This window comes from Streptomyces sp. NPDC044704 (assembly GCF_056433525.1).
The window spans coordinates 1-17,691 of sequence record NZ_JBWKGY010000008.1; the positions used below are offsets into that span (position 1 = coordinate 1).

The following is a 17,691-nucleotide window of genomic DNA, read 5'->3' on the forward strand; positions in this document are numbered from 1 at the left end:
GGTACTGCAGGGGGGACCCTGTGGGAGAGTAGGACGCCGCCGAACAATCATTGTGGGAAAGCCCCGCACCTTATGGTGCGGGGCTTTTCTGCGTTTACGGCCAGTTCCGCCCGCGAGGCGCCGGCCCCGGGGGCAGAGTTCGTCCGTTTACCGGCATCCGGCTACCGGGAAGTCGGACCGAACGCTCGTACTGTGGGTGGATGGGCTATGAGCTGGTCATCTTCGACAACGACGGCGTCCTCGTGGACAGCGAGCCGCTCTCGAACACCATCCTCTCCGCGTACCTGACGGAGCTCGGGCACCCCACGACCTACGACGAGTCGCTGCGCGACTACATGGGCGCCGCCGTGCACCGGGTGCACGACCTGGTCCTCGAACGCACCGGACAGCCGCTGCCCGAGGACTTCGACCAGGTCCTCCATCAGCGGATCTTCGCCGCGTTCGAGCGGGACCTGCGGCCCGTCCCCGGAATCACCGAGGTGCTCGCGGAACTGTCCGCGCAAGGAGTGCCGTACTGCCTCGCCTCCTCCGGGACCCACGAACGGATCCGGGTCGGGCACCGCAGCGCCGGGCTCGGCGAATGGTTCGAAGAGGAATGGATCTTCAGCTCCGAGGACGTCGGCCGGGGCAAGCCGGCGCCCGACCTGTTCCTCCACGCCGCGGACATGATGGGCGTCCCGCCCGCGCGGTGCGTCGTCGTCGAGGACAGCCGGCTCGGAGTGGAAGCGGCCCGGGCGGCCGGCATGGACGTGCTGGCGTTCACGTCCATGACCCCCGCCGAGGCCCTCCCCGGAGCCAACGCCTACTTCGGAGAGATGAAGGAGCTGTACGGGCTGCTCGGATTGGGTGTGTGATCGCTCTACCCACCGGTAGCCCCTGGGCCTACGCTCAGCCGCCATGACAGTTGATGTGCGGCTGCGGCGTGGGCGCCGGGCGCTGGGGTTCAGCTTCTTCGCCCAGGGGGTGGCCTTCGCCCTCCTCGTGACCCGCATCCCGGCCATCCAGGACCGGTACGGGATATCCGACGGGCTCCTACCCGCGTTCCTCGCCGCCGTGCCGGTCCTGGCCGGGGTGTCCAGCGTCGCGACCGAGCACCTGGTGAAGCGGGTCCCGCCCAGTGCGGTGCTGCGGTGGGCGCAGCCGGTGGTGCTGCTGTCGCTCCTGGGGGTGGGGGCCGGCAGCGCGATGTGGCAGGTGGCCGTGGCCCTGGGGGTGTTCGGGCTGTCCGTGGGCGCGCTCGACGCCTCGATGAACATGCTCGGGGTCAGCCTCCAGCGGGCGTACGGGCGCAGCATCATGCTCGGGTTCCACGCCTCGTACAGCCTGGGCGGGATCCTGGGGGCGTCCGCGGCGTGGGCGGGGGCGCACTGGCACCTGGAGCTGTTCACCGGGTACCTGCCGGCCGTGGTGGTGGTGCTGCCGCTGGCGCTCGTGGGGAGCCGGTACTACGTCGACGCGACGGCCGGGGCGAAGGACGAGGGGCAGGGGTGGCCGGAGAAGGGCGGCAAGCTGCTGCTGCCGCTGTGCCTGGTGATGGCGTGCGCGTACATCGGTGATTCGACCGTCGCGAACTGGAGTGCCAAGTACCTCCAGGACGTGCTGGGGAGTTCGGAGCAGCTCGCGACCGTCCCCTACAACGTGTACATGGTGACGACGCTGATCGGGCGGGCCGTGGGGGACCTCGGGGTGCGCCGGTTCGGTGCGGTGGCCGTGGTGCGGGGCGGGACGGTGGTGGCCGCGGGAGGGTTCGCGGTGGTGGCCGCCGCGCCGGGGGCGTGGTGGGGGATGCTCGGGTTCACGCTGCTGGGGATCGGGCTGTGCGTGATCGTGCCGCAGACGTTCGCGGCGGCGGGGCGGCTCTTCCCCGGGGCCTCGGACACGGCCGTCGCACGGCTGAACATCTTCAACTACGTCGGGTTCCTGATCGGTTCGCCGCTCGTCGGGGGGATCGGGGACGCGTGGAACTACCGGGGCGCGATGCTCGTGCCGATGGTGCTGGTGTTGGTGCCGCTGTTCAGTACCCGCTCGTTCGGTTCGAGCGGGGCCCGATACGGTGGCGGGCATGAGCGGCCACGGGTTGTTGATGTGGGACGAGGCGGTAACGAAGTATGACTTCGGACCGGGCCATCCGATGGACCCGGTGCGCCTGGCGCTGACCATGGGCCTGGTGCGCGCCTTCGGGCTGGACCGGGCGGTGGAGGTACGGGCGGCCCGCGCGGCCGGGGATTCGACGCTGCGGCTGGTCCACCGTGAGGAGTACGTGTCCGCAGTGCGGGCGGTGTCCGCCGACCCGGGGACGGCGGACGGCTCGTACGGGCTGGGGACCATGGACGACCCGGCGTTCGCCGGGATGCACGAGGCTTCGGCGCTGATCGCGGGGCAGTCCGTGGCGGCGGCCGAGGCGGTCTGGCGGGGTGACGCGGAACACGCGGTGAACTTCGCCGGCGGGCTGCACCACGCGATGCCGGGCGCGGCGGCCGGCTTCTGCGTCTACAACGACGCGGCGCTGGCCGTGGCGCGGCTGCTGGAGCTGGGCGCGGAGCGGGTCGCGTACGTGGACGTGGACGTCCACCACGGCGACGGGGTGCAGGCGGCGTTCTGGGACGATCCGCGGGTGCTGACGGTCTCGGTGCACGAGCATCCCCGCACGCTGTTCCCGCAGACCGGCTGGCCGGAGGAGACCGGCGGCGCCGGGGCGCAGGGGAGCGCCGTGAACGTGGCGCTGCCCGCGGGGACGGGTGACGAGGGGTGGCTGCGGGCGTTCCACGCGACGGTGCCCGAGCTGTTGGCGGACTTCCGGCCGCAGGTGCTGGTGAGCCAGCACGGGGCGGATACGCACTTCGAGGATCCGCTGGCCCACCTGGCGGTGTCGCTGGACGCGCAGCGGGAGGTTCAGGAGGCGTGTCACCGGCTGGCGCACGAGCACTGTGACGGGCGGTGGCTGGCGCTGGGCGGCGGCGGGTACGCGGTGGTGGACGTCGTACCGCGGTCGTGGACGCACCTGGTGGGGATCGCCGCGCACCGGCCGGTGGATCCGGCGGCGGAGGTGCCGCGGGAGTGGCGGGACGAGGTGTACGCGCGGACGCGGCAGCCCGCGCCGGCGCGGATGACGGACGGCCGGACGGTGGCGTGGCGGGACTGGGAGGGGGGCTACGATCCGGCGGACCGTACGGATCAGGCCGTTCTCGCGACGCGGCGGGCGGTGTTCCCGCTGCGCGGGATGCTGACCTGACGGGGTGTCGTCCGGCGGTGCGTCGTTACGCCAACTGTGGGGCGGTTCCGTGTAATTGATGAACCACCAGGTCGCGTGCGGCAGCATCGGAGGGTGTTGAGCACCGGCGCGCTGCGTGCGCATCTGCTGGCCGCCCGGTTGGCCGGGCCCGTCGCCACGACGCGGGAGGAGAGCCTGCGCAGTTACCGGCTGTTCGCGGCGCGCGATCCGCGGGTGCTGCTGGGGCTGGACCCGGAGCGGGTGTGGGACGAGGGTGAGCTGCTGGGGCTGATGGCGGCCAAGTGCGGGGTGTCGGCGGATCCCGCGCACGTCAGCGGGCCGGACGTGATCGATCCGGAGCGGACGGTGGCCGCTCTGGAGGCGTTCGCGCAGCGGCTGGGGGCGGTGGCGGGGGCACGGGCGCCCGTACTGTTCGGGACGGGTCACCCGCACCGGCTCCTGGAGTTCTACGCCTGTTTGGCCGAGGCCCTGTCGGCGGCGGGATGTGTTGTCCTCACTCCGGCGCAGGGGGTCCGTGTCGACATGGCGACCCGGTTCGGCGTACGTCCGCATCGGATCGACTACGTGCGGGGAGTCGCGTTGGTGCGGGAACCCGGCGCGCGGCCGGCGGGGAGTGCCACCGGCGCGCACTCCCATTCGCCGCTGCCGGTTCGGATCGCGCTCGGGGCGCTGGCGGAGGCCGGCGGGCCGTTGCCGGAACTGGTGGTGGGGGACCACGGGTGGGTCTGCGGTGCAGGTCAGCTCGGTGTCGAGGCGATCGGGCTGGCCGATACGGATGATCCCGCGTTGTTCGTCGGGGAGGCCGAGGGGCGGGTGGCGGTGGCCGTTCCGCTTGATGACGGGGTGCGGCCGGACTACTACCGGCCGCTTACGCGATACCTGCTGCACCGCGCAAGACTGCCGGGGCGTCAGGAGTGGCCGTAGCTCCTCTTCCCCACTCGTATCACACGCCCCTACTCTGGGGAGTGAGCGTGCGACGACGAGGAGTAACCGGAGGGGAAGCCGGTGCCCGTCATGCGCGGAAGGTCAAGGTGGGTGTCATGGCTGCTGGCGAGAGGCCTCTCAGTGAGGTTCAGTTCCTGACCGTGGCGGAGGTCGCCTCGGTGATGCGAGTGTCGAAGATGACCGTGTACCGCTTGGTGCACAACGGTCATCTGCCCGCGATCCGGGTGGGCCGGTCCTTCCGGGTCCCCGAGAACGCGGTCCACGAGTACCTCCGGGAGTCTTTCGTGGGGGTGGAATCGGCCTGAGGGGAGGCTCCGGAACTCCTGCGGAGGCCGCGGATTACAAGCTCAGAGCTTGGGCGGGTAGGCTAGGCCGACGTAGGTCGTGTGGGCCCAGACGCCCCGCACCGAGTGAAGAGAAGTGAGCGAGGGTAGTCGTGGGCTCTGTTATCAAGAAGCGGCGCAAGCGGATGGCTAAGAAGAAGCACCGCAAGCTGCTCAAGCGCACCCGCGTCCAGCGTCGTAACAAGAAGTAAACGGCAGCTGTACGTGTTCTCCGCAGCCCCTCCACCATCCTGGTGGAGGGGCTGCGGTGCAGCCGGGGTACTTCTTCGAGGGAGGCGCTGAGCTCGTGGGGAAGGTCGTGCTCGTCACCGGGGCTGCCCGGCAGCTGGGGGGCCGCTTCGTGCGGCGGATCCAGCGCGACCCGGAGGTGGAGCGGGTCATCGCGGTCGACGCGGTGAGACCGCCGCACCGGCTCGGCTCGGCCGAGTTCGTACAGGCGGACATCAGACAGTCGGGGATCGCCCGCGTGCTCGCCGAGCACGCCGTGGACACCGTGGTGCACCTCGCGGTCACCGGGGGCGGCCCGGGAGCGGCCGGTGCGCGCAGCACGGTCAAGGAAACGAACGTCATCGGGACGATGCAGCTCCTCGGGGCCTGCCAGAAGTCGCCGACCGTACGACGGCTCGTCGTGAAGTCGAGCACCAGCGTGTACGGGGGCACGTCCCGGGATCCGGCCGTGTTCACCGAGACCACGCAGCCGAAGTCGCTGCCGGCGGGCGGTTTCGCGAAGGAGGCCGCCGAGGTCGAGGGGTACGTACGGGGGTTCGCGCGCAGGCGGCCGGACGTGGCGGTGTGCGTGCTGCGCTTCGCGAACATCCTGGGGCCGTACGCGGACTCGGCCCTCGCCGAGTACTTCTCGATGCCGGTCATGCCGACGGTCCTCGGTTACGACCCCAGACTCCAGTTCGTCCACGAGGACGACGTGGTGGACGTGCTGCGGCTGGCGGCGGGGGAGCCGCAGCGCGGCACCCTGAACAGCGGGACCTTCAACATCGCCGGTGACGGGGTGCTGCTGCTGTCGCAGTGCTCGCGGCGGCTGGGGAGGCCGACGGTGCCGTTGCTGCTGCCCGCGGTGACGTGGGTGGGTTCGGCGCTGCGCGCGGTCGGGGTGACGGACTTCTCCCCCGAGCAGATCCGGCTGCTGACGCACGGGCGGGTCGTGGAGACCACGCAGATGCGGGACACCCTGGGGTTCCGGCCGCTCTACACGACCGCCGAGACGTTCGCCGACTTCGCGCGCAGCCGTGGGAGCGGGCTGCTGCCGGCGGAGCGCGTCGAGCGGGCCGTGGAGCGGGTGGCGGGGATGCTGAATGTGGATACGGGCGCGGGTGCGGGCGCCGGTGCGAACGAGGGAGCGAAGCGATAGTGGCGGACGCCAAGGTCATTCCTTTCGACGAGGACCGGCCGCGCCGGCGGACCGTGCCCCGGAAGGTGCGGGCGGTACCGGCACCGGCGCCCGAGCCGGAGGCCGGGCCGGCGGAGCCGCCCGTCGCCGTGCCGGCGCAGGCTTCCGGTGACGGCTGGGACCGGCGGATCGCGGGCGGGCTGGCGTTCCTGCGGCGGCGGATCACCGGGGACTACGAGGTCGACGACTTCGGCTACGACAAGGAGCTGACGGACCAGGTCCTGATGACCTTGATGCGGCCGCTGTACGACAAGTACTTCCGGGTCGAGGTCAAGGGCATCGAGAACATCCCGAAGGAGGGTGGCGCGCTGATCGTGGCGAACCACTCGGGGACGCTGCCGCTGGACGGTCTGATGCTCCAGGTCGCCGTGCACGACCACCACCCCGCCGAGCGGCACCTGCGGCTGCTGGCGGCCGACCTGGTCTTCATGCTGCCGGTGGTGAACGAGCTGGCGCGGAAGGCCGGTCACACCCTGGCCTGCGCGGAGGACGCGCAGCGGCTGCTGGAGGCCGGGGAGCTGGTCGGTGTGATGCCGGAGGGCTTCAAGGGGATAGGGAAGCCGTTCGGAGAGCGGTACAAGCTGCAGCGGTTCGGGCGGGGCGGGTTCGTGTCGACGGCGCTGCGTGCGGGTACGCCGATCGTGCCCTGCTCGATCGTGGGGGCGGAGGAGATCTACCCGATGGTCGGCAACGCGAAGACGCTCGCGCGGCTGCTGGGGGTCCCGTACTTCCCGATCACGCCGACGTTCCCGTGGCTGGGGCCGTTGGGGGCGGTACCGCTGCCGACGAAGTGGACGATCCAGTTCGGTGAGCCGATCCCGACGGACGGGTACGCGGCGGAGGCCGCGGAGGATCCGATGCTGATGTTCAACCTGACGGACCAGGTGCGGGAGCAGATCCAGCACACGCTGTACAAGCTGCTGGTGCAGCGGCGGTCCGTGTTCTTCTGACGGACGGCAGCGGACCGGGGCCGACGGGTCGGGGCCGGCAGAGCGAGGGCCGGCAGAAGAAGCGCCGGCAGAGCGAGGGGGCCGCGCGGTCGCGCGGCCCCCTCGTCCTTACTGGTCCGCGTCCTCGGCGTTGAGGCCGAGGCCCGGGAGGAGGCCCGGGAGGAGCGGCGGCAGGGTGATGTCCGGCTGCGGGAGCTCCGGGGTGTGCGGTGCCTGGGTCCCGGGAGGGGCCTGGCCCGCCGGGGGGTTCAGCAGGTCGCCCGTACCGCCCAGGAGGCCGCCTCCGGCGGGTGCCGGGGGCCGGCTGCCGGACGACGGGGTCGGGGAGGAGGCCGCCGGTGCCGAGGAGGGCGCGGCCGGAGCCGGTGCGGAATGCTGCTTCCCGGTGGCCGGGGTGCTCGGCTTGGCCGAGGTGCCCGGCTGGCCGCGGGTCTGCTCCGGGGGCTTCGGCAGCAGGCCCTGGAGCGGCGCGACGTCATCGTCTATGGCCTGGAAGACCGATTCGACCTCTCCTCCGACGTCGGTGAGCTGCGCCGGGAGCTTCTCCCGGAGCCGGCCCCACGCGTCGCGGTGGGAGCGGGAGAACGAGGACAGGGTCTGGATCGGGCCCAGCGAACCGTCCCGTGCGTACGCGGCCTGGAGCAGCCGGTGGCCCTCCGCCGCGTCGTGCTTCATGCCCGCCAGCGCTCGGCGGATCTCGCCCAGGGATTCGTGGTCGAGGACGCCCGTGCGGCCCCGTTCCATCAGCCGGCGGGCCTCCGACAGACGGTTCGAGGCCCGGTCGAGGTAGAGCTCGCCCCGGTCCGAATCCTCGTCGGCCATGCCCAACTTCAGGTCCTCCATGCCCCGTTTGACCGGGTAGAGGGAGTCACCGGGCAGGGCGTCCGTGCTGGCAGCGGCCACTCCGCTGAAGGCCCCTGCGGCCACACCCACGGTGAGGCCACCCGCTGCGATGCCCTTGGACCAGCGGGAGCGGGGCCGCAATTTCCGGAGCGACGTCGCCCGGTGGGCGCCGCGGCCGGTCCGCTGCTCGGGCACCAGAGGGTCCGAGGCGGCACCGCCCCCGGCCCTCTCCTCCATCACCATGGCCTCCATGGCGGCGACGAGCTGTGCTCGTTGCACCACTTTGACCTCGGGGTCCAGCACGGGGCGCGGCATTCTTTCGCCGAGTGCGTTCGCCAGGGCCAACAGCCGGTCGTGGTCGGCAGGTTCGGCAGGTGCCTCGGACTGCTCGGCCGCCGGGTCCGGTTCTGAAAGATCGGATGGGTTCCGATCCTCCAGGGCCTGGGCGAAGGCGTTCGCCCGCCGGTGCGGAGTCACGTTCGCGATCACTGGCGGCACCTCCTCTCGTCATGACGATCGACTCCCCTGAGTGTCCGGAAGGTTGCCTTCCTTGAGCACATCCACACTTTCGAGTGAGCGGCTTCGGGCAGGGCGTGTCCACAGGGAGCCTGCATTCCGCACAACGAGCGGCGCGGCACTTGGGTTACGGACGAAGGATGATCGGACCACAGCGTCATCGAGGGGTCACCGGGTGTGAGGTCGTGTCGTCGTCGGACATCATCTGGTGGGGCGTTGTCTGGTGGGGCGTCGTCGGTAGGGGCGGGCGGGCTGCGGGGTGCGGCCCGCCGTGCGGGTCAGCGCGCGTCGTCCGGGAGCAGGCGGGCCAGGGTGCGGACCGCCCGGTACTGGAGCGTCTTGATGGCGCCCTCGTTCTTCCCCATGACCCGGGCCGTTTCGGCGACCGAGAGGCCTTGGAGGAAGCGCAGCGTGACGCACTCCTGCTGTTGCGGGTTGAGTTTGCGCACGGCTTCGAGGAGCGCCGCGTTGGAGAGGGACTCCAGGACGGAGTCCTCGGGGCTGCGTTCCACCTCGTTGGCGTCGAGCATCTCGCCGGTGGTGACCTCCAGGCGGAAGCGGCTGGACTTGAAGTGGTCCGCCACCAGGTTCCGCGCGATGGTCACCAGCCAGGCGCCGAAGTCACGGCCCTGCCAGGTGAAGGTGGAGATGCGGCGCAGCGCGCGCAGGAAGGTCTCGCTGGTGAGATCCTCCGCGGTCGCCTTGCCGCCGACGCGGTAGTAGATGTAGCGGTACACCGTGTCGCTGTACTGGTCGTAGAGGCGGCCGAAGGCCTCGGCCTCGCCGGCCTGGGCGCGTTCGACCAGGTCCATCATGCGGGCCTGGTCGCTGTCCGCGGTGGGGCGGCGGGCGGTGGGCGCGGTCGTGCCGGCGGAGCCGGTCGATCCGGCGGCCGCGCGACCTCGTCTGCCCACCGTCGCGCCGCCGTCGGTCAGGGCGTAGCAAGGGCCGGCCGGGCCGAGGCCGGCGGGTACGGCGAAGGCGGGGACGGCGTACGCGGTGGGGACGAAGCCGCGCAGGTGGTCGAGGACCGTTGCGCGCAGCGTAGCCAGGCCCGAGGCGTCAACCCCGACAGGTGGGTACACGGGACTCCCAGAGGCAGAGCTTCCATCACGTGCAGTGCGGGACCGTTCACCCGTCGTGGCGACAGATGGCCGGTGGCATGCGTTTGAGGAGAATAACGCTTCGTACAGGCAGCGCTACACCCAGTTGTCTAAATCACCGGTTACGACACTTCTCTTACGTGTCCAGGGCATATTCAGGCCCAGTTGTTGATCGGTTGGTGATCGCTTGGGTGCGCGGAATGGACGCTTCCACAGAGGCTCGCGACCGAGTCGGGCAGGCCGGAGTGCCGTGCCGGAGGCACGGGTAGAGGTGAGCGAATGCGGGCCGGGCGGGCCGGAACCGGCCTCCGGCCCGGCGTTGCTACTTGCGGCGGCGGTGCAGGGCGATGGCCGCGGCCGTGCCGCCCGCGATCGCGCCGACTCCGGCGGCGGCCGGGACGCCGACCTTCACCGCCTTGCGGCCGGTCCGGTAGTCGCGCAGACGCCAGTCGTTGGCGCGGGCATGCTTGCGCAGTTTTGTATCGGGATTGATCGCGTACGGGTGTCCGACCAGGGACAGCATCGGAATGTCGTTGTGCGAATCGCTGTACGCGGCGCAGCGGTCGAGGTCCAGCTCCTCGGCGGCGGCCAGCGCGCGGACCGCTTCCGCCTTGGCGGGGCCGTGCAGGGGTTCGCCGACCAGGCGCCCGGTGTAGATCCCGTCCACGGACTCGGCGACGGTGCCCAGGGCGCCGGTCAGGCCGAGGCGGCGGGCGATGATCGTGGCCGTCTCGACGGGGGCGGCGGTGACCAGCCACACCTTCTGGCCTGCGTCGAGGTGGGCCTGGGCGAGGGCGCGGGTGCCCGGCCAGATCCGCTCCGCCATGTACTCGTCGTAGATCTCCTCGCCGATGGACATCAGCTCGGAGACCCTGTGGCCCTTGACGATGGACAGGGCGCTGTCGCGGGCGTCCTGCATGTGCTCGGGGTCCTCGACGCCGGCCAGCCGGAACCAGGCCTGCTGCCAGGCGAAGCGGGCGAGCTCGCGGCGCTGGAAGAACTCGCGCTTGTAGAGGCCGCGGCCGAAGTGGAAGATCGCGGCGCCCTGCATGACGGTGTTGTCGAGGTCGAAGAAGGCCGCGGCGAGGTCGTCGCCCGGGACCGGGAACTCGGGTTCGGCGGCCTCGGCCGCCGCCCCGGCGGCAGCTTCCGCTTCTGCTTCCGCTTCGGCGGTCGTGGCGGAAGGTGGGGTGTCGGCCTGTGCGGTCTTGCGGGCGGCCTCGGCCGAGGCCTCGCCTGCCAGCACGCTCCGCGCGGTGGCGGAGCGCCTACGGGGGGTGAGCCATCCCAGAGCGGCCATGACGCGAGCATAGCCATTGTGTTCGGGAGTTCCCGAACCGCCGGGTTAGGGGGTGGTTAACACTTCGGGCACCCCGCTCCCGGGCGGGACAATGAGGACATGAGCCCTTTGCTGCGCCGTAAGGAAAAGAAGCGTCCCGCCGAGCGGATGGTCACCCTCATCGGGAAGCCGGGCTGTCACCTCTGTGACGACGCCCAGTCGGTGATCGAGGAGATCTGCGCCGAGACGGGCGCACAGTGGGAGAAGAAGGACATCTCGCAGGACGAGGAGCTGTACCGGCTGCACTGGGAGCAGATTCCGGTGGTGCTCGTGGACGGCGAGCAGCACACCTTCTGGAGGGTGAACCCGGACCGGCTGCGACGGGCATTGGGAGCCTGACCGTTCTGGCCGTTACCATCATGGGCGATTTATGGGGACTCGGGGGCGTATTGATGAGGAGTGTGTACGGTTTTGCCCCCCTCGGGATTTGAACGGGTTCGACCCGTTCCCGGTTCCACCCCCGGGTGCCCGACCCGCGTGACCCCGGTCACTTTGGTCGGACAAAGCGGACACAATCTTTGTGCACGCGTTCACAAAGACATAGCCTGCATTCGACGGGGCGGTCCTGGGACAAGAGGCCGCCTGCAGCCCCGCTCATCCCGCAGGAGCATCGTGGCAACTGGCCGAACTCACCGACCGGCGACCCGCAGCCGAGGTATTCCCGAGGCCACTGTCGCCAGGCTTCCGCTGTACTTGCGTGCCCTCACCGCGCTCTCCGAGCGATCGGTGCCCACGGTGTCCTCCGAAGAGCTCGCGACCGCCGCCGGAGTCAACTCGGCGAAGCTGCGCAAGGACTTCTCGTACCTCGGCTCCTACGGTACGCGGGGCGTCGGCTACGACGTCGAGTACCTCGTCTACCAGATCTCCCGCGAGCTCGGCCTGACCCAGGACTGGCCGGTCGTCATCGTCGGCATCGGAAACCTCGGCGCCGCCCTGGCCAACTACGGCGGTTTCGCCTCCCGCGGCTTCCGCGTGGCGGCGCTGATCGACGCCGATCCCGCGATGGCCGGGAAGATGGTCGCCGGCATGCCCGTGCGGCACACCGACGAGCTCGAGGCGATCATCGAGGACAACGGCGTCTCGATCGGGGTCATCGCGACCCCCGCCGGCGCCGCGCAGCAGGTGAGCGAGCGGCTGATCGCCGCGGGCGTCACCTCCATCCTGAACTTCGCGCCGACCGTGCTGTCCGTGCCGGACGGCGTCGACGTGCGCAAGGTCGACCTGTCGATCGAGCTCCAGATCCTGGCGTTCCACGAGCAGCGCAAGGCCGGTGAGGGAGCGGCGGCCGCCGCTGCCGCCGAGGACCTCGCCGACTCCGGCGCCGGCACGGGCACCGGGGCCGCTCCGGCCGCCGCCCTCGTGCCGCCGGCCGGGCGGGCCGCCGCGGCCGCGCGCAAGGGCGGTCCCGAGGGTGACGTCCCGGCGGTGATGCCGGCATGAGTCTGCTCGTCGTAGGCCTCAGTCATCGCAGCGCGCCGGTGAGCGTGCTGGAGCGGGCTTCGCTGTCCGCCGATGCCAAGGTCAAGCTGCTGCACGACACGCTGGCCGCCGAGCCGGCCACCGAGGCCGCCGTACTGGCCACCTGCAACCGGATCGAGCTGTACGCGGACGTGGACAAGTTCCACGCCGGTGTCGCCGAGCTGTCGACGCTGCTGGCCCAGCACAGCGGGGTGGCCCTGGAGGAGCTCACTCCGTACCTCTACGTCCACTACGAGGACCGGGCGGTGCACCACCTGTTCTCGGTGGCGTGCGGGCTGGACTCGATGGTCGTCGGCGAGGGCCAGATCCTCGGGCAGATCAAGGACGCGCTGGCGCTGGGGCAGGAGCTCCACACCGCCGGGCGGCTGATCAACGACCTCTTCCAGCAGGCGCTGCGGGTCGGCAAGCGGGCGCACTCCGAGACCGGGATCGACCGGGCCGGGCAGTCCCTGGTGACCTTCGGGCTGGAGCAGCTCGCCGTGCACGAGCCGGTGGAGCGGTGGGCCGCGGGCAAGCGGGCGCTGGTGATCGGCGCCGGCTCGATGTCCTCGCTGGCCGCCGCCACGCTGGCCCGGGTGGGCGTCGCCGACATCGCGGTGGCGAACCGGACCGCGGAGCGGGCCGAGCGTCTCGCCGAGATTCTGGTTGCCTCGGGCACCGGTGTGACGGCGCGGGCCGTGACCATGGGCTCGGTGGCCGAGGAGCTGACACGTGTTGACGTGGTCGTGTCCTGTACGGGCGCGACCGGGCTGGTGCTGAGCGGGGACGACGTCCTCGCCGCCCTGTCCGGGGACGTGACGGTGGAACCCGCGGCGGTGGGCCCGGACGGGTCCGGGGTCCCCGCGCAGGCGTCCGGCGCGCGGGCCGCGGGCCCCGCGGGGGCCGACGTACTGGCCCGGCTGGTGGCCGCCGCCGAGGCCGGCCGGCGCCTCTCCGACGCCGGAGCCGTACGCACCATCGCCGCCGCCGAGCCCGAGGGCTGCCCCCTGGGCCTGGACGCGCCGGCCGGCGAAGGCCGCGCCGCGCTGACCGGGGTCGACGCCGACTCGCTCGAACTGCACGGCACCTGGGCCGACCAGGGGGAGGCCGCCGCCCAGCGGCAGCCCCGCCGGACGGCCCGCAGCCGGGCCGACGGGGCCCCCGTACGGCTGGCGCTGCTGGACCTGGCCATGCCGCGGGACATCGACGCCGCGGTGCACCGGATCCCGGGAGTACGGCTGGTCGACATCGAGTCGCTGGCGGAGACCTCCGCCGACGCGCCGATGGCGGCCGACGTCGACGCCGTGCGCGGGATCGTCGCCGAGGAGGTGGCCGCGTTCGGGGCCGCCCAGCGGGCCGCGCACATCACCCCCACCGTCGTCGCCCTGCGGGCGATGGCCGCCGAGGTCGTCGCCATGGAGGTGGCGCGGCTCGACGGGCGGGTACCCGATCTCGACGAACGGCAGCGGGCCGAGGTCACCCAGACCGTGCGCCGCGTCGTCGACAAGCTCCTCCACGCGCCGACCGTGCGCGTCAAGCAGCTCGCGAGCGAGCCCGGCGGCGCCGGGTACGCGGAGGCGCTGCGCGAACTCTTCGACCTCGACCCTCAGACGGTGGCATCCGTCAGCCGGGCGGACGCGGCCGATCCGAAGAACGACGACCCAGGACGGGCATCATGAACACACGTCCCGACCAGCCCCTCCGGCTCGGCACGAGGCGCAGCAAGCTGGCCATGTCCCAGTCCGGGCACGTCGCCGAGGCGGTCCGGGCGATCACCGGCCGGCCCGTCGAGCTCGTGGAGATCACGACCTACGGTGACGTGTCCCGCGAGCACCTCGCGCAGATCGGCGGCACCGGCGTGTTCGTCACCGCGCTGCGCGACGCCCTGGTGCGCGGCGAGGTCGACTTCGCCGTGCACTCGCTGAAGGACCTGCCGACCGCGCAGCCCGACGAGCTGGTCATCGCGGCCATGCCGAAGCGGGAGGACCCGCGTGACGCGCTCGTCGCCCGGGACGGGCTGACCTTCGAGCAGCTGCCCGACGGCGCGCGGATCGGCACCGGTTCGCCGCGCCGCACCGCGCAGCTCAACGCGTACGCCCGGAGCCTCGGCAAGCGGATCGAAACGGTCCCGATCCGCGGCAACGTCGACACCCGGATCGGGTTCGTGCGGGCGGGCGAGCTCGACGCGGTCGTGCTGGCCGCGGCCGGGCTGAACCGGATCGGCCGCGGTGACGAGGCCACCGACCTGCTGTCCGTCGACAGCGTGCTGCCCGCTCCCGGCCAGGGGGCCCTGGCCGTGGAGTGCCTCGCGTCCGACACGGACCTCATCGCCGCGCTCGGCGAGCTCGACGACCCGCACACCCGGGCCGCCGTGACCGCGGAGCGTTCCCTGCTCGCCGCCCTGGAGGCCGGCTGCAGCGCACCCGTGGGCGCGCTCGCCGACCTGTTGGCCGACGGGCAGATTGTCAATGAAATGCGCCTGCGCGGCGTCGTCGGTACCCTCGACGGCTCGACGCTGGTGCAGCTGTCCACCACCGGTCCCGTGCCCCAGTCGTATGACGAGGCCATGGCGCTCGGCCGCGAACTCGCGGACGAGATGCTGGCCAAGGGCGCGGCCGGTCTTATGGGGGAGCGATCGCTTTGAACCCCTCACGTCCGACCACCTCCGCTTTTCCGGTCGTCGCCGCCCACGGACTCGTCACCTTCCTCGGTGCCGGCCCCGGCGACCCGGGTCTGCTGACGCTGCGCGCCGTCGAGGCGCTCGCCGCCGCGGACGTACTGATCGCCGAGCCCGAGGTGCTCGAGGTCGTACGGACCCACGCGCGCGCGGGTGTCGACACGCCGCAGCTGACGGTGGCTGACGAAGTGTCAGCCGCCGCCGGGGTCCCGGTGATCCGCGACGCCGCCAATCTTGTCATGGAGGCCGCGCGGTCCGGCAGGCGGGTCGTCCGCGCCGTCACCGGCGACCCCGGGCTCGACGGGAACGCGTCCGGCGAGATGCTCGCCTGCGCCGCGGAGGGGATCCCCTTCGAGGTGGTGCCCGGTGTCGCGACCGCCGTCGGCGTGCCCGCGTACGCGGGTGTGCCGCTGCGCGGGGAGTCGGGGACCGACGTACGGTTCGTGGACGCGCGGCACGCCTCGGCGAAGTGCTGGAGCGAGGTGGGCGCCAGTGGCGGCAGCCTCGTCGTCACCGCGACGCTGGAGACGGTGTCCGCCGCGGCCGCCGAGCTGGTGTCCGCCGGCCGCAAGCCGGAGACCCCGCTGACGGTGACCGTCGGCGGTACGACGACCCGGCAGCGGACCTGGAGCGCGACCCTGGGCACCATCGCCCAGGTGTTCAAGCAGGGCAAGGTGCTGCCCTCGCCGGAGGGCGCGCGTCCCGTCATAGCCGTGGTCGGTGAGCAGGGCGCCGCCGCGCGGCGCGAGGAACTGGCCTGGTTCGAGTCGAAGCCGCTGTTCGGCTGGCGGGTCCTCGTACCGCGGACGAAGGAGCAGGCCGCTTCGCTCTCCGACCAGCTGCGTTCGTACGGCGCGGTGCCGCACGAGGTGCCGACCATCGCCGTGGAGCCGCCGCGCACCCCGCAGCAGATGGAGCGGGCGGTCAAGGGCCTGGTCACGGGCCGCTACGAGTGGATCGCCTTCACCTCCGTCAACGCGGTGAAGGCGGTGCGCGAGAAGTTCGAGGAGTACGGGCTCGACGCGCGGGCCTTCGCGGGCATCAAGGTCGCCGCGGTGGGCGAGCAGACCGCGGCCGCGCTGGTCGAGTTCGGCGTGAAGCCGGACCTCGTGCCGAGCGGCGAGCAGTCGGCGGCCGGGCTGCTGGAGGACTGGCCGCCCTACGACCCGGTCTTCGACCCGATCGACCGCGTCTTCCTGCCGCGCGCCGACATCGCCACCGAGACCCTGGTGGCCGGGCTGATCGAGCTCGGCTGGGAGGTCGACGACGTGACCGCCTACCGGACGGTCCGCGCGTCGCCGCCGCCGGCGGACACCCGCGAGGCGATCAAGGGCGGCGGTTTCGACGCGGTGCTCTTCACCTCCTCGTCGACGGTGCGGAACCTGGTCGGCATCGCGGGCAAGCCGCACAACGTGACCGTCATCGCGTGCATCGGGCCGGCGACGGCCAAGACCGCGGAGGAGCACGGGCTGCGCGTGGACGTGCTGTCGCCGGAGCCGAGCGTCGGCAAGCTGGCGGAGGCGCTGGCCGCGTACGGAGAGGCCCGCCGCGAGGCGGCCAAGGAGGCCGGCGAGGCGGTCTCCCGCCCGAGCGAACGCCGCCCCGGCGCGCGCAGGCGTCGTACGACCTGACGGTCGCGGCAGGATCGGCGAGGGCCCGGACGTGGAACGCGTCCGGGCCCTCGCCGTCCCGGCGGGCGCGCCGAACGACCGGGCGAGGACCGGCGCGGGGGAGCGGGTGAGGGGGCTCTACGCTTGTTCCCGACTGCTGTCGATGCTCGAAGAGGCGACTGAAGATGAGCGCGTACGGATCCTTTCCCGGCTCGCGGCCCCGGCGGCTGCGCACCACCCCGGCGATGCGGCGGATGGTCGCGGAGAACCGGCTGCACCCCTCGGACCTGATCCTGCCGGCGTTCGTACGGGAGGGCATCAGCGAGCCCTTCGCGATCTCGGCGATGCCGGGCGTCGTCCAGCACACCCGGGACACGCTGCGGAAGGCGGCGGTCGAGGCGGTCGAGGCGGGCGTCGCGGGGATCATGCTCTTCGGTGTCCCGGCCGACGAGAACAAGGACGCGCTGGGCACGGCGGGCACCGAGCCGGACGGCATCCTCCAGCTCGCGATCCGTGACGTGCGGGCCGAGGTCGGCGACGACCTGGTGATCATGTCGGACCTGTGCCTGGACGAGTACACCGACCACGGGCACTGCGGGGTCCTCGACGAGCACGGCCGGGTCGACAACGACGCGACGCTGGAGCGGTACGCGGAGATGGCGCAGGTCCAGGCCGACGCGGGCGTCCACGTCGTGGGGCCCAGCGGCATGATGGACGGCCAGGTCGGCGTCATCCGCGACGCGCTGGACGAGACGGGCCACGAGGACGTGTCGATCCTCGCCTACACCGCGAAGTACTCCTCCGCCTTCTACGGTCCCTTCCGTGAGGCCGTCGGCTCCTCGCTCCAGGGCGACCGCAAGACCTACCAGCAGGACCCGGCGAACGCCCGGGAGTCGCTGCGGGAGCTGGCGCTGGACCTGGACGAGGGCGCCGACATGGTCATGGTCAAGCCGGCCGGCCCGTACCTGGACGTCCTGTACCGGGTGGCGCAGGCGGTGGACGTGCCGGTGGCGGCGTACCAGATCAGCGGCGAGTTCGCGATGATCGAGGCGGCCGCGGAGAAGGGCTGGATCGAGCGCGACCGGGCGATCCTGGAGGCGCTGCTCGGCATCAAGCGGGCGGGCGCGGACACGATCCTGACGTACTGGGCGACCGAGGTCGCGGGCTGGCTGCGCGCCGAGCGCTGACCGCGCCGCGGTAGCGGGCGGAGCGTGGCGGGGGCGCGGTCGGGCGCGGGGCCGGGCGCGGGGTGCGGGCGGGGAGGTACGG

General features: G+C 72.0%; 17 protein-coding genes. 14 read left to right on the top strand and 3 right to left on the bottom strand.

What is annotated here, in order from left to right; all coding sequences use genetic code 11:
• Positions 1–200 precede the first annotated feature (200 nt).
• The 8 genes from AC07B0_RS20645 to AC07B0_RS20680 all read left to right on the top strand — a co-directional run bounded on the left by AC07B0_RS20645 (position 201) and on the right by AC07B0_RS20680 (position 6,876).
• Positions 201–854, top strand: coding sequence for an HAD family hydrolase (locus tag AC07B0_RS20645; protein ID WP_356872436.1), 654 nt, complete (start codon positions 201–203; stop codon positions 852–854).
• 43 nt (positions 855–897) lie between these two features.
• Positions 898–2,112, top strand: coding sequence for an MFS transporter (locus tag AC07B0_RS20650; RefSeq protein WP_478898683.1), 1,215 nt, complete (start codon positions 898–900; stop codon positions 2,110–2,112).
• Positions 2,084–3,232 carry an acetoin utilization protein AcuC gene (locus AC07B0_RS20655; protein WP_478898761.1) on the top strand — a complete coding sequence of 383 codons (1,149 nt, stop codon included), beginning with the start codon at positions 2,084–2,086 and terminating at the stop codon, positions 3,230–3,232. The genes AC07B0_RS20650 and AC07B0_RS20655 overlap by 29 nt, the downstream gene beginning before the upstream one ends.
• Positions 3,233–3,325: 93 nt before the next feature.
• The gene (locus AC07B0_RS20660; protein ID WP_478898684.1) at positions 3,326–4,156 is read left to right on the top strand and encodes a phosphatase; all 831 of its coding nucleotides are present in this window, start codon (positions 3,326–3,328) and stop codon (positions 4,154–4,156) included.
• Positions 4,157–4,272: 116 nt separating this feature from the next.
• Complete coding sequence (locus AC07B0_RS20665) at positions 4,273–4,482, top strand: helix-turn-helix domain-containing protein (RefSeq protein WP_162688852.1); 210 nt, start codon at positions 4,273–4,275, stop codon at positions 4,480–4,482.
• 131 nt (positions 4,483–4,613) lie between these two features.
• Positions 4,614–4,712: a 30S ribosomal protein bS22 gene (locus AC07B0_RS20670; protein ID WP_003948845.1), complete on the top strand. Its 99-nt coding sequence runs from the start codon at positions 4,614–4,616 to the stop codon at positions 4,710–4,712.
• A 95-nt stretch (positions 4,713–4,807) separates the two neighbouring features.
• Positions 4,808–5,887, top strand: a complete 1,080-nt coding sequence (locus AC07B0_RS20675) for an NAD-dependent epimerase/dehydratase family protein (RefSeq protein WP_356872430.1) — start codon at positions 4,808–4,810, stop codon at positions 5,885–5,887.
• Positions 5,887–6,876, top strand: coding sequence for a lysophospholipid acyltransferase family protein (locus AC07B0_RS20680; protein ID WP_478898685.1), 990 nt, complete (start codon positions 5,887–5,889; stop codon positions 6,874–6,876). Before AC07B0_RS20675 ends, AC07B0_RS20680 begins: the two co-directional genes overlap by 1 nt.
• Positions 6,877–6,984: 108 nt before the next feature.
• Here AC07B0_RS20680 and AC07B0_RS20685 read toward each other — a convergent pair whose 3' ends face one another.
• The 3 genes from AC07B0_RS20685 to AC07B0_RS20695 form a co-directional block, all read right to left on the bottom strand.
• Positions 6,985–8,208 (bottom strand): DUF5667 domain-containing protein, encoded by a 1,224-nt coding sequence (locus AC07B0_RS20685; protein WP_467296059.1) that lies wholly within the window; start codon positions 8,206–8,208, stop codon positions 6,985–6,987.
• A gap of 305 nt (positions 8,209–8,513) precedes the next feature.
• Positions 8,514–9,320, bottom strand: a complete 807-nt coding sequence (locus AC07B0_RS20690) for an ECF subfamily RNA polymerase sigma factor, BldN family (RefSeq protein ID WP_356872424.1) — start codon at positions 9,318–9,320, stop codon at positions 8,514–8,516.
• A 340-nt stretch (positions 9,321–9,660) separates the two neighbouring features.
• Positions 9,661–10,638: an HAD family hydrolase gene (locus AC07B0_RS20695; RefSeq protein ID WP_478898686.1), complete on the bottom strand. Its 978-nt coding sequence runs from the start codon at positions 10,636–10,638 to the stop codon at positions 9,661–9,663.
• A 99-nt stretch (positions 10,639–10,737) separates the two neighbouring features.
• Here AC07B0_RS20695 and AC07B0_RS20700 point away from each other — a divergent pair, with 99 nt between their 5' ends.
• The 6 genes from AC07B0_RS20700 to hemB all read left to right on the top strand — a co-directional run bounded on the left by AC07B0_RS20700 (position 10,738) and on the right by hemB (position 17,609).
• On the top strand, positions 10,738–11,016 hold the full coding sequence (locus tag AC07B0_RS20700; RefSeq protein ID WP_356872420.1) for a glutaredoxin family protein: 279 nt from the start codon (positions 10,738–10,740) through the stop codon (positions 11,014–11,016).
• A gap of 273 nt (positions 11,017–11,289) precedes the next feature.
• Positions 11,290–12,117: a redox-sensing transcriptional repressor Rex gene (locus AC07B0_RS20705; protein WP_356872418.1), complete on the top strand. Its 828-nt coding sequence runs from the start codon at positions 11,290–11,292 to the stop codon at positions 12,115–12,117.
• The gene (locus AC07B0_RS20710; protein ID WP_356872416.1) at positions 12,114–13,814 is read left to right on the top strand and encodes a glutamyl-tRNA reductase; all 1,701 of its coding nucleotides are present in this window, start codon (positions 12,114–12,116) and stop codon (positions 13,812–13,814) included. Before AC07B0_RS20705 ends, AC07B0_RS20710 begins: the two co-directional genes overlap by 4 nt.
• The gene (hemC, locus tag AC07B0_RS20715) at positions 13,811–14,779 is read left to right on the top strand and encodes a hydroxymethylbilane synthase (RefSeq protein ID WP_356872414.1); all 969 of its coding nucleotides are present in this window, start codon (positions 13,811–13,813) and stop codon (positions 14,777–14,779) included. The genes AC07B0_RS20710 and hemC overlap by 4 nt, the downstream gene beginning before the upstream one ends.
• Positions 14,776–16,443, top strand: coding sequence for a bifunctional uroporphyrinogen-III C-methyltransferase/uroporphyrinogen-III synthase (locus tag AC07B0_RS20720; RefSeq protein WP_356872412.1), 1,668 nt, complete (start codon positions 14,776–14,778; stop codon positions 16,441–16,443). The genes hemC and AC07B0_RS20720 overlap by 4 nt, the downstream gene beginning before the upstream one ends.
• 164 nt (positions 16,444–16,607) lie before the next feature.
• On the top strand, positions 16,608–17,609 hold the full coding sequence (hemB, locus tag AC07B0_RS20725) for a porphobilinogen synthase (protein WP_356872410.1): 1,002 nt from the start codon (positions 16,608–16,610) through the stop codon (positions 17,607–17,609).
• Positions 17,610–17,691: the final 82 nt, after the last annotated feature.